The sequence below is a fragment of the Eubacterium sp. MSJ-33 genome (assembly GCF_022174665.1).
Lineage (GTDB): Bacteria > Bacillota > Clostridia > Lachnospirales > Lachnospiraceae > Coprococcus_C.
Genome location: NZ_CP076562.1, coordinates 2,219,905 through 2,233,691 on the forward strand (window position 1 = coordinate 2,219,905; position 13,787 = coordinate 2,233,691).

Annotated in this window: 17 protein-coding genes; 13 read left to right on the forward strand and 4 right to left on the reverse strand. The window is 39.5% G+C overall.

From position 1 onward, the window contains the following. Position 1 precedes the first annotated feature (1 nt). The 8 genes from KP625_RS10385 to KP625_RS10420 all read left to right on the forward strand — a co-directional run bounded on the left by KP625_RS10385 (position 2) and on the right by KP625_RS10420 (position 5,958). Positions 2–520 (forward strand): cysteine hydrolase family protein, encoded by a 519-nt coding sequence (locus KP625_RS10385; protein ID WP_118235345.1) that lies wholly within the window; start codon positions 2–4, stop codon positions 518–520. A gap of 13 nt (positions 521–533) precedes the next feature. Beyond that, positions 534–980, forward strand: coding sequence for a hypothetical protein (locus KP625_RS10390; protein WP_006426338.1), 447 nt, complete (start codon positions 534–536; stop codon positions 978–980). A 136-nt stretch (positions 981–1,116) separates the two neighbouring features. Continuing rightward, complete coding sequence (locus KP625_RS10395; RefSeq protein ID WP_238297730.1) at positions 1,117–1,710, forward strand: DUF3267 domain-containing protein; 594 nt, start codon at positions 1,117–1,119, stop codon at positions 1,708–1,710. 194 nt (positions 1,711–1,904) lie between these two features. Continuing rightward, the gene (locus KP625_RS10400; protein ID WP_238297732.1) at positions 1,905–3,233 is read left to right on the forward strand and encodes an ATP-binding protein; all 1,329 of its coding nucleotides are present in this window, start codon (positions 1,905–1,907) and stop codon (positions 3,231–3,233) included. A 49-nt stretch (positions 3,234–3,282) separates the two neighbouring features. Beyond that, entirely contained in the window at positions 3,283–4,191 is a 909-nt protein-coding gene (locus KP625_RS10405) for an NAD-dependent epimerase/dehydratase family protein (RefSeq protein ID WP_238297734.1), read from the forward strand. 43 nt (positions 4,192–4,234) lie between these two features. Further along, the gene (locus KP625_RS10410; RefSeq protein WP_238297735.1) at positions 4,235–4,909 is read left to right on the forward strand and encodes a dihydrofolate reductase family protein; all 675 of its coding nucleotides are present in this window, start codon (positions 4,235–4,237) and stop codon (positions 4,907–4,909) included. A gap of 84 nt (positions 4,910–4,993) precedes the next feature. Further along, on the forward strand, positions 4,994–5,404 hold the full coding sequence (locus KP625_RS10415) for a VOC family protein (protein WP_238297736.1): 411 nt from the start codon (positions 4,994–4,996) through the stop codon (positions 5,402–5,404). 95 nt (positions 5,405–5,499) lie between these two features. Beyond that, on the forward strand, positions 5,500–5,958 hold the full coding sequence (locus tag KP625_RS10420) for a GNAT family N-acetyltransferase (RefSeq protein ID WP_238297737.1): 459 nt from the start codon (positions 5,500–5,502) through the stop codon (positions 5,956–5,958). Between the two features lie 56 nt (positions 5,959–6,014). On the opposite strand, the gene KP625_RS10425 is transcribed toward KP625_RS10420, so the two are convergent. From KP625_RS10425 to KP625_RS10440, 4 genes are all read right to left on the reverse strand, one after another. After that, a complete protein-coding gene (locus KP625_RS10425) occupies positions 6,015–6,452 on the reverse strand; it encodes a MerR family transcriptional regulator (RefSeq protein ID WP_238297738.1) in 438 nt (145 codons plus the stop codon). Between the two features lie 262 nt (positions 6,453–6,714). Then, on the reverse strand, positions 6,715–7,623 hold the full coding sequence (locus tag KP625_RS10430) for a TlpA disulfide reductase family protein (protein ID WP_238297739.1): 909 nt from the start codon (positions 7,621–7,623) through the stop codon (positions 6,715–6,717). Between the two features lie 30 nt (positions 7,624–7,653). Continuing rightward, positions 7,654–8,526: a 4Fe-4S binding protein gene (locus KP625_RS10435; RefSeq protein WP_441316599.1), complete on the reverse strand. Its 873-nt coding sequence runs from the start codon at positions 8,524–8,526 to the stop codon at positions 7,654–7,656. A gap of 34 nt (positions 8,527–8,560) precedes the next feature. Next, complete coding sequence (locus KP625_RS10440) at positions 8,561–8,704, reverse strand: CD1871A family CXXC motif-containing protein (protein WP_177981126.1); 144 nt, start codon at positions 8,702–8,704, stop codon at positions 8,561–8,563. A 98-nt stretch (positions 8,705–8,802) separates the two neighbouring features. Here KP625_RS10440 and KP625_RS10445 point away from each other — a divergent pair, with 98 nt between their 5' ends. The 5 genes from KP625_RS10445 to KP625_RS10465 all read left to right on the forward strand — a co-directional run bounded on the left by KP625_RS10445 (position 8,803) and on the right by KP625_RS10465 (position 13,772). Beyond that, positions 8,803–9,483, forward strand: coding sequence for a response regulator transcription factor (locus tag KP625_RS10445; RefSeq protein ID WP_238297741.1), 681 nt, complete (start codon positions 8,803–8,805; stop codon positions 9,481–9,483). After that, complete coding sequence (locus tag KP625_RS10450; RefSeq protein WP_238297742.1) at positions 9,480–10,628, forward strand: sensor histidine kinase; 1,149 nt, start codon at positions 9,480–9,482, stop codon at positions 10,626–10,628. Before KP625_RS10445 ends, KP625_RS10450 begins: the two co-directional genes overlap by 4 nt. A 318-nt stretch (positions 10,629–10,946) precedes the next feature. Beyond that, entirely contained in the window at positions 10,947–11,948 is a 1,002-nt protein-coding gene (locus tag KP625_RS10455) for a calcium/sodium antiporter (RefSeq protein WP_238297744.1), read from the forward strand. Between the two features lie 16 nt (positions 11,949–11,964). Further along, on the forward strand, positions 11,965–12,654 hold the full coding sequence (locus KP625_RS10460) for a TMEM165/GDT1 family protein (RefSeq protein ID WP_255731564.1): 690 nt from the start codon (positions 11,965–11,967) through the stop codon (positions 12,652–12,654). A 281-nt stretch (positions 12,655–12,935) separates the two neighbouring features. Next, positions 12,936–13,772: a Fic family protein gene (locus KP625_RS10465; protein WP_238297746.1), complete on the forward strand. Its 837-nt coding sequence runs from the start codon at positions 12,936–12,938 to the stop codon at positions 13,770–13,772. The last annotated feature ends 15 nt before the right edge of the window (positions 13,773–13,787 follow it).

Sequence of the window (13,787 nt, forward strand, 5' to 3'; positions counted from 1 at the left end):
AATGAAATTACTTGTGATAGATATACAAAAAGGAATAACAGATAGTAGACTTTTTAATTTTGAAGCGTTTATTGATGATACTATAAGAATTATAAAAGCAGCTAGAGATAATCAAATAGAGGTTATCTATTTTCAACATGATGATGGACCAGGAACGGGGTTTTCAATCGGTGATGAAGACTTCGAAATTGCAGAACAAGTGATTCCCAAGGAAGGGGAAAAGATATTTATAAAAAATATCAATAGTTGTTTTGGAAATAAAGATTTTACGGATTATGTTAAAGATGATAATACATTAATGATAGTGGGACTACAGACAAACTTCTGTATAGATGCAACTGTGAAATCTGCTTTTGAGAGAGGATATAAAGTAATTGTTCCACAAGGGGCAAATTCAACATTTGATAACGACTATATGACTGGAGAAGAAACATATAAATATTACAATGATATGATGTGGCCAAAGAGATTTGCTACATGTGTATCTGTTGATGAAGCAATTAAATTGATGGAAAGTTAAATCGATATTTGTGATGGTAGATAATATGGAATGGTTTAATGTTTTTGGGCTGATTTTTATTGCAGTCATTATGATACCCAATGTTGTATTTGCGATTAAGTGCAAAGATGGATTTGATAATAAGTGGAACAATAAATATGTTGAGGTCACAGAACAAGTAGGGAGATTGGGTTGTTTCGGATTCATGATAATCAATATTCCGGGAACTTGGTTCGGGTGGTGGTCTGACGAAGCATTTGCACTATATCTGATTGTAGATACCATATTGGTAATGCTTTATTGTGCTATTTGGATTATATGTTTTAAGAAAAACAGCGTTTTCAGAGCATTAGCACTTTCTATTATTCCTTCAATGTTGTTCTTATTTAGTGGGATTATGAGTAGGTCAGTGCTATTGATTATTGCATCAGTATTATTTGCACCAAGTCATATTATGATTTCATATAAAAATGTAAAATGATATTTACAAATTCCAGCTTATGAGGATAAAACTTAGAGAATACAAAACGACTGACAATGAGCAATTGGAGCAATTATTTTATAATACGGTACACAGTGTAAATGCAAAAGATTATACAAAAGAATAGGAAGTAGATATGATAAAAATTGTGTGGTCAATAAATGATATAAATAAATATCAAACAGGAAGCTTACCGGATGACGCAGTAAAGATAGAAACACCGCAGAGTGTTGATGAACTGATGAAAAAAGCAGTGCCGATTGCTGCAATTCTATGTGTTTGCCTTTTGGTTGTTATGCTTTGTAAAACGATAATATGCAAGACAGTTGTAATCTCACCAATATTTATTCTGGTTGGATTTACTTTCGGTTTTTTATTGTTAATAATTCATGAGTGGTTACATGGAATTGTTTATCCTAAGGAAGCAGATGTAACAATAGGAAGAATAAAAGGAAAGACAACATTTGTCGCATTAGCATCCTATCCATTGAAGCGAAATCGATTTATATTGATGTGCCTGTTGCCATTTGTTCTGGGATTGGTTCCATTTATATTATTTGTAATTAGTCCTGCTGAATTTAGAGTATTTAATGGATTGAATTTTGGCATGGCATGTATGGGTATGGTTTCGCCATTTCCGGATGTGTTTAATGTTCTTGTCGTTTTAAGAAATTCTGAAAAAAGCGATTCAATAATGTTCCACAAGAACGATATGTATAAGATTTCTTAAATTTCTGGTTGATTGTACAGTTGATCAGATAGCAAAATGTAAATCTGCGACTCAAAATATTTTGAAGAAAAGCACATAGTTTCAGGCATAAATTCTGAAGAAAAGCACATAATGCCAGAAATAAATATTGAAGAAAAGCGCATTCGTGATATAATGGGTGGAAGAGCTCCAGTGGAGCATATTTGGAGGTAGATATGTATTTTAAAAGAAAAGCATACGACAAACTGTTAGAATGGAAAAATTTATATTCAGATAAATACGCTGTGCTGTTAGAGGGGGCTAGACGAGTTGGAAAATCAACGATAGCGGAGAATTTTGCAAAGAATGAGTATAAATCTTATATATTGATTGATTTTTCAAAAACAACAAGTAATATATTGGAATGTTTTGATGATATAGGAAATTTAAATATCTTTTTTCTTAGGTTACAGGCGGAAACGGGGATCACATTATATGAGCATGAGTCTCTTATTATTTTTGATGAAGTTCAACTATTTCCTAAAGCAAGACAGGCAATCAAGCATCTTGTGTTTGATGGCAGATACAGTTATTTGGAAACAGGATCTCTTATATCAATAAAGAAAAATGTAAAAAATATTTTAATTCCATCAGAGGAAATGAGGTTACAGGTATATCCTATGGACTATGAGGAATTTTGCGATGCGACGGGTGGTAACTATGAGCTTATATGTGAGATTTATAATTGTGGAACAGCCATCGGACAGGCTACCAATCGTAAATTAATGCGGGATCTGAGAATATATATGGCAGTGGGAGGAATGCCACAGGCGGTAGAAGCCTATGTCAATGGAAAGAATTTTTCAGAGATTGATATGATTAAAAGACAGATTATTTCGTTATATGAAGAAGATTTTAAGAAGATTGATGATTCTGGAAGAATTTCGGCATTGTATCATTCTATACCGGCTCAGCTTGCAAAGGATACTAGAAAATATCGGATTACAACAGCAATTGGGAAAAAAAACAATACAAAAGCGGAAGAACTGTTGTATGAATTGATTGATTCAAAAACGGTTTTACCGTGTTACAATTCTACGAATCCAAGAGTCAGTCTGACAAATACAAAAGATTTTAACAGTTATAAATTATATCTTTCTGATACGGGGTTATTTGTTACGTTATTGTTTATTGACCGTCCGGTAACGGAAAATGATGTATATGCGAAGCTGCTTTCTGATAAATTACCTGCCAATCTGGGTTATTTATATGAGAATCTTGTAGCACAGATGATTACTGCATCTGGGAGAGAATTGTTTTATCATACATGGGAAAAGAATGGGAGTACACATTATTATGAAGTAGATTTTTTAATATCAGAAGGAAGCAAGATAAATGCATTTGAAATCAAGTCTTCCGGAACAGGAAAACACGAATCAATAAAGGAATTTTCCAAAAAATTTTCCCAAAATGTGAATAAGGTATTTTTAATATCACAAAAAGATGTAGGAAGAGAAGAAAATTTATTATTGAAGCCATTTTATTTTATTCCGTTTTTAATATGATTTAATCATGTTACACGTTGATAAATCGAAATTTGTAAAGGAGAACTTTATGAAAAGGATGTTAGTGACAGGTGGAACAACTTTTGTAAGTAAATATGTGGCAGAATATTTTGTGAATGCGGGTTATGAAGTATTTGTACTTAACAGAAATTCTAAACCACAAGTTCAGGGAGTAAAACTTATTCAAGGCGATAGGCATAATTTGGGTGGTGTATTGAAGGACACATTCTTTGATGTTGTAGCTGATATAACGGCTTATAACGATAAAGATATAATTGATTTTGTTAAGGAATTAGGTTCTTTTGATCAGTATATTATGATTAGTTCGAGTGCTGTTTATCCAGAGTATGGTGTTCAGCCATTTCTGGAAGAATCAGAGAAATCCGAAAATAAGTTTTGGGGTGCATATGGAACTGATAAAATAGCAGCTGAAAAGGCATTGCTTGAAAGAGTGAAAGATGCATATATATTAAGACCACCTTATTTATATGGACCAATGAATAATGTGTATAGAGAGGCTTTTGTATTTGATTGCGCCATGGCAGATAGAAAATTCTATTTACCACAAGATGGTAGTATGAAATTACAATTTTTTCATGTGAAAGATTTATGCAGGTTGATGGAGGTAATAATTAAAGAAAAGCCTGAAGAACATATTTTAAATGTTGGTAATGTTGAAACAGTTTCTATTAAAGATTGGGTAACAAAATGCTATGAAAGCTTAGGAAAAATACCGGAATTTGTAAATGTTTATAAGGAAATTGAACAGAGAAATTATTTTAGTTTTTACAACTATGAGTACTATTTGGATGTATCACGTCAAAGCAAAATATATCCAAAAACCATATCTTTAGAAGATGGAATAAAGGATGCTGCTAAATGGTATTTGGAACATAGGACAGATGTTGGTAAAAAACCTTATTTTGAATATATTGATTCAAATCTGGTGGGAAGATAAACCGGAGTTTATCGAGCTGAAACTTTGAATTTGGAGGTGTGAGATGGAAAGACCTATTACAACACTATTTATGCTGATGTCTGTTGACGGAAAAATCAGCACAGGTGCAACAGATGAATTAGATGTAGACAAAGATTTTCCTAAAATTACAGGGGTAAGCGAAGGCTTACATCAATATTACGAAATTGAACAAACGACGGATTTATGGTCATTAAACACAGGACGAGTGCAAGAAAAAATGGGTGTCAATACGAAGCCGCTACCAGATAAAACCCCAGTCTCTTTTGTGTTGATTGACAATAAGCATTTGAGTGAACATGGAGTGCGTTATTTTTGTGCTTTATCAAAGGAATTCGTGCTGATTACAACGAATGCTGTTCACCCAGCCTTTAGTGTTCAGGAAAGCAATTTGCATATCATTTGCCAAAAACAATTATCATTATCAGATGCACTTGCAAAACTCAAAGCAGAGTTCGGATGCGAGAGAATTACCATACAAAGTGGTGGTACATTGAATAGTCTGTTCCTTCGAGAAAAATTGTTCGATTATGTTGATGTTGCCCCTGTTTTAATAGGCGGCAAAGATACATCAACACTGATTGATGGACAATCGTTGATGTCTGAAAGCGAGTTGTCCCAGTTGAGGGCACTGAAAATAGAGGAATGTGTGGTTTTAGAGAACTCGTATTTGCGATTACGGTACAAAGTAATGAACTGACAAATTCCAATTCCGAGGATGTGAAACTTTCAGTTTGCTGGATAGTTGATTAGAAAGAAAAATTGGAATATACGGAGGTGGATTATGAGATTAGATGGATTTGGATTATTTGTTGAAGATATGGCGAAAATGATTCGCTTTTATAGAGATGTTCTTGGCTTTGAGATTAAAGAAAGCGAAGACACATCAAATGTCTATCTTGTTAAGGATGGAACATTGTTTTTGCTATATGGAAGAAAAGATTTTGAAAACATGACACACAGAAGGTATGAATATATAAAAGGTCTAAATGGTCATAGCGAAATTGCGCTCTATGTTGATACTTTTGAAGAAGTTGATATGGCATACAACAATGCTATAAAAAATGGGGCAACGACTGTATTAGAACCAGAGCTTGAACCGTGGGGACAAAGAACTTGTTATATCGCCGATCCAGAAGGTAATTTGATTGAGATTGGTTCTTGGAATAAGGTATACGAGCAAAAAGATTTATAACTTCCAGTTTATGAGGATAAAACATGAAACTTGGAGAATACAAAACGACTGACTGTGGGCAGATGTTGCTCGATAGATTGTTAAGGGAGTAGGAAATGAACGAGATTATATACAGAAAGACTACAAAAGATGATATGGAAATCTTCATGAAGCTGAGACTTGAAATGCTTAGAGAGGTAAATGATTTGACCGGTGAGTATGAATATGACGAGGATTTTGTCTCTGAGAGCAGGAAGTATTTTGAGTCAGGTGAGCAGACTACAGTTGTTGCGTTTGATGGGGAAACTCCCGTAGGCTGTGCAAGCCTATCCTATATATGGATTATGCCGACATTCTCGCACCCGACAGGCAATCGGGCGCATTTGATGAACGTCTATACCCGTGCAGATTACAGAAGAAGAGGCATCTCTAAGAAGATGGTTGAGATTCTGATTGAAGAGGCAAAGGAAAATGGTGTGACAGAGATAAGTCTGGATGCAACAAAGATGGGAAGACCTTTGTATGAAGTATTAGGGTTTCAGGCATCAGATTCATGTATGACGATGGAATTGTAAGGATTGTGCCCCATTATTATGAATAAATAACTTCCAGTCTGGTGAGAAAACAAAAATCATGCATGTCCTTTGTCATATAGTTTTTGTATATTCTTAGGAAGCTTGTCAGGTAACATGGCATTTATAGCATCTTCGTTACCATTTTCCAATGCTGTTTCGTAATACCAGCACTTGAATTTTAAGAGGGAGAGAGTTTTTTGAAGTTCCCGGATTTCAGTTTCAACAGCTGATTTTCTGGCTTCAAATAATTCTTTCCTTTTTGCATAGCTGGAGCTGCCTTCCGATACCCAGATAAAAAATTGCTTTATATCTTTAATTTCAAGACCGGATTTCTTCAGACATTCAATAACTCGAAGAGCATCCAATTCATTATCGCTGAAATAACGGATATTTCCCTTGCGTTCCAGATTAGGGAAAAAGCCTTCCTTGTCATAATATCTTAAGGTAGAAACAGGAAGATTAAACATTGCAGAGACCTGACCGATTGTAAACATAAAAAACCTTCTTTCAAAATTATGCTTAACCTAAAGTCAACTTTAGGTTATATGATATTTATATCATATACGATTGTTAGTGTATTTTCAAGAAATTTTGCATATGGAGGATGATAAATATGTTGAAAACAGAAGAAATAATAGACAATAGTTCTGAATCTCAAATTTCAGCCGGAGAATTAGAGGAAACAGAACAAAGAGATATAAAGTAAATCAGGGACAGGCTGGAAAACAATCGTCTATCAGCCTGTCCCTGATTCAATTATTTATTTGCGCTATCTGCATCAATTACAGATTGGATCTGCTTCATCAGAGTATCATAGTTGTCCTGGTTATCAATTCCTCCAAGCATTGGATCTCCGACAATATTACCGTTTCTGTCAACGAGTATGGTTGTAGGAAATGCCATAATATCGGAAGCGTATTTTCCTGCATCGGAAGATGCGTCGATGGAGAGATTGCGGTATTTAGCACCCTGACTTTCAAGAACTGCTGCGGCTTCTTTGATCGCAGTTTCGTTTCCGTCGAAGGTTTCTGTGTTGATGCCGACCACTTCACCGCCCATGGACTTGATGGCATCGTTTAATTCATTAAGCTTCGATAACTCTGCAACACAAGGCTTACAGCCGGTAAACCAGAAATTGATGACTGTGACTGCATTTCCGGAAAACAGGCTTTCATCAACAGTATTACCGTCATAATCCTGACCGGAGAAATTGCGAAACGGAGATGTGGATCCGGAATTGTCGTTTGCGTCAGCACCTTCGGAGGTTGTGTCTTTCTTCTCGATTTCGGCGATCTGCTCTTCGATCTTCCGTATAGTTTCAATATCAGCCGTAAGTGTGTTCAATTCATCTTCTGTAAAAGCATCCTTGTTTGATTCAACGGTGCTGGCCAGAAAATCTGCATAATTTCCGCTTGGATCGGCAGTGCTTTTGTTCATCATGCCGAACGCTTTGTTCCATACATCCTCATGATCGGCGAAGATCTGGTTTTCCTGCTGGTATAAATCATCCAGTGTTGTGCTGGAATCCCCTGTGGCTTCTGTACTTGCTTCAGTCTGGGAATCCTGTGGTTTTTCCGTGGTTGCAGCGTCCTTTCCGGTGCAAGCCGTAAGGAATAATGCTGCACAGAGTGTTACAATAGGAATAAAAGTTTTTTTCGTTTTCATGATTATTGCTCCTTTGAATTATATTAAAATTTAATTGTTATCGGTTGATTGCGGTTTCCCGCTGTCCTCCTTTTTCTGACAGGCACCGTTTAGAAATTGGTAATGGATTGCGTCTTTCGGACAAGCCTTTATGCAGGCTCCGCACCGGATGCATTCCGGATGGTTTGGTGTCTTGCACACGTCAACATCCATTTTACATGCCTTCGCACATTGATTACAGCCCACACATTTACTTCCATCCACCCGGATGCTTAGAAGGCTCACCTTGTTAAACAGGGAGTAGATTGCCCCAAGCGGACAGATCCATTTACAGAAGGGCCTGTAGAACAAAATACTCAGCACTATAACTGTAATTAAGATCAGGCATTTAAAGGAAAACAGTTTTCCCAATGCAGATCGTATAGCCGGGTTTCCAATCGACAGCGGGATGGCCCCCTCTAAGACACCTTGCGGACAAATATATTTGCAGAAGAATGGGTCGCCCATTCCGATGGAGTTCGTTACAAGCATCGGCAGAAGTATAACGAAAACAACGAGGATGATATATTTTAAGTATCTTAGCGGTTTCAGTCTGGCTGTGGAGAATTTCTTCCCGGGGATTTTATGAAGTAAATCCTGAAACCATCCAAACGGACACAGGAACCCGCATATGAATCTTCCGAGTAACACACCAAGCAGAATAAAAAAACCGGTTATGTAATAGGTGAATTTAAATTTGGACGATCCGACCACTGCCTGAAAGGCGCCGATCGGGCAGGCACCTGTTGCGGCGGGACAGGAATAGCAGTTTAATCCCGGCACACAGACTGTTTTTGCTTTGCCCTGGTATATTTTGCCCTTAAACAGATTAGGGATATGGATATTGGTAAGCAGCGTAGCGGCTGCCTGTATCCATCCGCGCATCCGGGCAGTTTTTCGTGATAGTGTTTTCTTTTTCTTATCCAATTCCGACACACTCCAGACATAATTTTATAGCTTTGCCCAGCACGGTAGCAGCTTCTCCTCTGACTGCACCATAGCTGATCATGGCGATACCTGTGATGAGCAAAACAATTTGGGATATTTTTTTGCGCTTCAAGATATGATTGCTCCTTTCGTTTGTTGTATTTGTTGACCGGCTGACTTTGGTATTATACAATAGCAGTTGTAAAATTATTGTTAAGAAACAGGAGAAAGATTTTGAGATTATTAATAGTGGAAGATGAGAAACAACTATGCGACACAGTTGCGAAAAGCCTATATGATGCCGGGTATGAGGTGGATACCTGCTATGATGGGGAAACGGCGTTTGAATGCATTCTGGCGGAGAATTATGATCTGATCGTGCTGGATCTGAACCTGCCCGGTATGGATGGGATGGAGATTTTGCATGAACTCCGACAGAGCAACGAGGAGACGAAGGTGCTTATATTATCCGCCAGAGGACAGATTGCGGATAAGGTTGAAGGTTTGGATGCGGGGGCAAATGACTATATGGAAAAACCATTTCATCTGCAGGAGCTTGAGGCACGTATCAGAAGCCTGACAAGGAGGAAGTTTGTGCAGAAGGATGTATGCCTGGAATGCGGCGGGATAAAGTTCGATACGATCCGGCGCGAAGCATACGCCGAAGGGCAGATCGTTCCTCTGACTAGAAAAGAAAATGGAATTTTGGAATATCTGCTGCTCAACCTGGGCAGACCAGTAAGCCAGGAGGAATTGATGGAGCATGTCTGGGATGCATCTGTGGACAGTTTCAGTGGAGCCATCCGGGTACATATGTCTTCACTTCGGAGAAAGCTCAAGGCGGTGCTTGGATATGATCCGATCCTGAACAAGGTGGGCGAGGGATATAAAATACGAGAGGAGTCCGATCAATGAAAAAGATGTCACTGCAGTGGAGACTGACCTGTATAATTACCGTATATATCGCGGTTATATGTGGCTGTCTGACTATGCTTGTCTATAAGAACGGTGTGTATTATATTGACTCTCTGAAGGAGACTGTTGATGCCAGGGGAGATGAGAATGCGGATGATACGGATGAAATATATATCAGTATTCCGGAAGATAATTGGGATGAGTTTGCGAACGATTTTTCTGTTCAGGTATATAATAACAAGGCCGACTATAGGAAAAACAGTCTGATAATCTCGGCGGTGCTGGCGCTGCTTGGCGGGGTGGCGACTTATTTTATAAGCGGACATGCACTCCGGCCGATTCATGAGTTCTCGGATAAAATCGAAGAGGTGCAGGCGCAGAATCTGGCTGATTCAAAACTCGAAGAAAACAAGGTGAAAGAACTGAACCAGCTGAGCGTCTCCTACAACAAGATGCTCGGACGTCTCTCGGATGCATTTGAGATACAGAGGCAATTTACCGCGAATGCAGCACACGAGCTGAGAACCCCGTTAGCTTTAATGCAGGTGCAGCTTGATTCCTATAATTCCGGGCAGCACCCGGGCAGCGATGCCGAAACCGTACAGACGATTAAGATGGTTACGGAACAAAACGACAGACTCAGCAAGATGGTGAAGACGCTTCTCGACATGAGTGAGCTTCAGACCGTTGGCCGGGATGAGACAATTATGGTCGACGCTCTTGTGGATGAGGTATTGGCAGACTTAGAACCGCTTGCCAGGGAGAAGAATGTAGAACTGACCGGGAACTGTGAGGATATAACGATAGTCGGAAGCGATATTCTCATCTACAGGCTGGTATATAATCTTGTTGAGAATGCAATCAAATATAATCATCCGGGCGGACAGGTCACAGTAAGGGCATCCCGGAAGGAAAAGCATGTTTGCCTGTCGGTAGCCGATTCGGGGAACGGAATCCCGGAGGAACTTCGGGAGCGTGTCTTTGAGCCATTCTTTCGTGTGGATAAATCCAGAAGCCGCGCACTTGGCGGCGTCGGACTCGGACTTGCACTCGTTCATGAAATCGTGAGAGTGCATGACGGAAGCATTACTGTCCGATCAAACCCGTCAGGAGGAACGGTTTTTGAGGTGATGTTTACGCAGTGATTTTCGGTTATGGGAAGCGTTTCTTTCGGATTTCTCTGTTGACATACACCGCTATATTTGATAAAATTTATCAAGTAATTGAACAGTCCATGAGGGAGTAGTTAGCGCGAAAGTGTGGTTTGTCAACATTCTGATTATAAGTTGAGAGTATAATCTGGCAAATCTTAAATAATGAGACTCATGTATATTGATCAACCGTCTGTGCAATAATCTACACAGGCAGCTGATTGATATACATGAGTCTTTTTTTAAACTATCCATACTTACGATAGCAGGATTTCGGCTGACGGAAGCTTTGAACGAGAAAAGGAGGAAACCATGGAAAAAATCATTAACAATGCCCCATTTGCCCTTGTGCTTGTATTCCTTGTGATAGGCTTTGTACTGCTTATCAAGGGCGCGGACTTCTTTGTGGAGGGAAGTTCCAGCGTGGCGAAGCGGCTGCATGTGCCGTCGATCATTATCGGACTTACCATCGTTGCGATGGGGACATCCCTTCCGGAAACCGCAGTCAGTGTGTCTGCTTCCCTTGCAGGCAACAATGAGCTTGCAGTCAGCAATGTTGTCGGTTCCAATATCTTTAATCTGATGGTCGTCATTGGCGTGTGTGCGATATTGGCAACGGTCAATGTCGCAAGGGAAACAATCAGGAGAGATATCCCGTTATCCCTTATATGTGCCGGACTTCTGATGCTTCTCGGAATTGTCGGACTTGGTGATAAGACCGGTATGACGCTTGGACATCTGGATGGTGTGATATTCATAGTGCTTTTTGCATGTTATATTATCTACATGATCCGGACTGCGATGAAGGCAAGTAAAGAAGGTAAGAAGGTCGAGATCGAAGGTGGATCGGACGAGGAGATCAAGCTTGTTTCTGTTCCCGTGAGTATACTGTTTATCATTGGCGGCGCAATCGCGATTGCTGTTGGTGGAGATGTGACGGTTGATGCCGCATCCAGAATCGCAAGCGATCTCGGTATGAGCCAGACACTGATCGGGCTTACGATCGTTTCAATCGGAACATCGCTTCCGGAGCTCGTTACATCCATCGTAGCAGCCAGAAAGAATGAAGTGGATATGGCACTTGGAAATGCAATCGGATCCAATATATTTAATATATTGATGGTGCTCGGTATTGCATCGGCGATCAGTCCGATCAGCATTATTACAGAAAATATCATTGACCTGTGCGTACTGATCGTATTTACCATATGTGCATGGATTTTTGCAGGAACGAAGAAGAAAATCGGAAGAGCGGAAGGACTGTGCATGGTTGCGCTTTACGCGGCATATGCGGTTTACATCATAGTAAGATAAAGGGGCGCTTGGACAAATGATATTATTCTTCAAAGTGTTTTTCACGGAGTTTATAGCAGAGATGGGCGATAAAACCCAGCTTATGCTGATCGCGCTTACTTCGAAATACAAATTAAGGGACATTATACTCGGTACCGGTGTTGCGATTCTTGTGCTGAACGGACTTGCGGTTCTGGCAGGCGGACTTGTCAGCGAGTTTGTGCCGGAATGGGTGATCAAGATGATCGCAGCACTCGCATTCCTTTATTTCGCCGCATCGACGATTGCCGGTGACGATGAAGAAGAGGAGGAAGGCGGTAAGACGAAGATCAAGTTTGCACCGCTTGCGGTATTTTGTACATTTTTTGTAGCAGAGCTTGGTGATAAGACACAGCTTACCGCGATCACATTTGGTGCAAATGAAGGTATGCGTGCGGCACTGGTTGTATGGATTGGCTGCTCGCTCGGACTGTTCGCTGCGGATATGCTTGGTATGCTGATCGGATATCTGCTGAAGAGCAAGACGCCGGACGGGCTGCTTAGCATGTTTGCATTTGCAATCTTCGCCATCTTCGGTGTATACACATTGTATCAGGGGCTGAAGCTTGTTTGCGCAAGCGTCTGTCCGATTCCGGTGATTCCGGTGCTTGTAGTTGTGACGATTGCCTTTGCAGGCTTGTGCGCATTCCTCTTTATAAGAAGAGAGAAAAAGAAGAAAACGGCATAAGATGATATTCCCACTGGTGCATTTGTTAGGATTGTAAAGTGCGTCAGTGGGATTTTTTTATTGAATTCGGATAAAATATATAGTAAGATAATAAGCAAGATAATAAGCAAGATGGAGTTGGTTAAATGCAAAATTATATACCACCATATACAATATCAAATAAAATGTTGGAGCTTGTTTCAGAGATATCTGAGAAAATAGGAAAGATCAATAGTCACAGGGAATTGGAATCCAGACCGCATTTGCGAAGAAATAACAGAATCCAATCGATACATTCTTCGTTGAAGATAGAAGCGAATTCCTTGTCCTTGTCAGAAGTCCGGGATGTTATAAATGGTCATCTGGTTCTTGGCGACCAGAAGGAAATTCAGGAAGTAAAAAACGCATATGAAGCATATGAGCATATCCCGGATATCAATCCGTTCAGTATAATAGATCTAAAAAAGATACATGGAATTATGACATACCGAACAGTCAATGAATCCGGAGTTTTCAGAAAAGGCGATGAAGGCGTATTTTCCGGTGATACATGCATTTTTGTGGCACCACCTCCACAGATGGTGGACAATTTGATGAATGACTTATTTACATGGATGAAGAAAAGTGAAGGTGTGGTTCATCCGCTTATATTGTCTGCAGTATTTCATTATGAGTTTGTATTTATTCATCCTTTCGCAGACGGAAATGGAAGAATGGCAAGATTGTGGCATACAGCTATCCTGTATCGCTGGAGAAATGTTTTTGAGTATATTCCATTGGAGAGTCAGATAGAAAAATACCAGGCAGAATATTATGACGCAATCGCACAATGTCATGTCAATGGTAATTCAGATAATTTTATTGAATTTATGCTGGAAATGATTTGGCAGATCCTTGACGAAGTGATTGCACAGATTCGCAAATCAGACTCTGAAACATCGGAATATGTAAAACGTATGCTGGATGTGATGGAATATGATATCCCATATACATCAAATGCTATTATGGAAGCGCTGGGACTGCGGTCGAAAGAAACGCTTAGGAAAAACTATATCAATCCGGCAATTGAACTGGGGGTTATCAGAATGACGTTACCGGATAAACCGAATAGTAAGAATCAAAGATATGTGAAGCAATAATCCGCTTTATAAAAA

Bases quoted from the DNA above. Each gene is read 5' to 3' on its own strand.
- KP625_RS10390 (WP_006426338.1), top strand. From the start codon at position 534: ATGGTAGATAATATGGAATGGTTTAATGTTTTTGGGCTGATTTTTATT.
- KP625_RS10430 (WP_238297739.1), bottom strand. From the start codon at position 7,623: ATGAAAACGAAAAAAACTTTTATTCCTATTGTAACACTCTGTGCAGCA.
- KP625_RS10435 (WP_441316599.1), bottom strand. From the start codon at position 8,526: ATGCGCGGATGGATACAGGCAGCCGCTACGCTGCTTACCAATATCCAT.
- KP625_RS10450 (WP_238297742.1), top strand. From the start codon at position 9,480: ATGAAAAAGATGTCACTGCAGTGGAGACTGACCTGTATAATTACCGTA.
- KP625_RS10405 (WP_238297734.1), top strand. From the start codon at position 3,283: ATGAAAAGGATGTTAGTGACAGGTGGAACAACTTTTGTAAGTAAATAT.
- KP625_RS10460 (WP_255731564.1), top strand. From the start codon at position 11,965: ATGATATTATTCTTCAAAGTGTTTTTCACGGAGTTTATAGCAGAGATG.
- KP625_RS10385 (WP_118235345.1), top strand. From the start codon at position 2: ATGAAATTACTTGTGATAGATATACAAAAAGGAATAACAGATAGTAGA.
- KP625_RS10400 (WP_238297732.1), top strand. From the start codon at position 1,905: ATGTATTTTAAAAGAAAAGCATACGACAAACTGTTAGAATGGAAAAAT.
- KP625_RS10425 (WP_238297738.1), bottom strand. From the start codon at position 6,452: ATGTTTACAATCGGTCAGGTCTCTGCAATGTTTAATCTTCCTGTTTCT.
- KP625_RS10410 (WP_238297735.1), top strand. From the start codon at position 4,235: ATGGAAAGACCTATTACAACACTATTTATGCTGATGTCTGTTGACGGA.
- KP625_RS10455 (WP_238297744.1), top strand. From the start codon at position 10,947: ATGGAAAAAATCATTAACAATGCCCCATTTGCCCTTGTGCTTGTATTC.
- KP625_RS10420 (WP_238297737.1), top strand. From the start codon at position 5,500: ATGAACGAGATTATATACAGAAAGACTACAAAAGATGATATGGAAATC.
- KP625_RS10395 (WP_238297730.1), top strand. From the start codon at position 1,117: ATGATAAAAATTGTGTGGTCAATAAATGATATAAATAAATATCAAACA.
- KP625_RS10415 (WP_238297736.1), top strand. From the start codon at position 4,994: ATGAGATTAGATGGATTTGGATTATTTGTTGAAGATATGGCGAAAATG.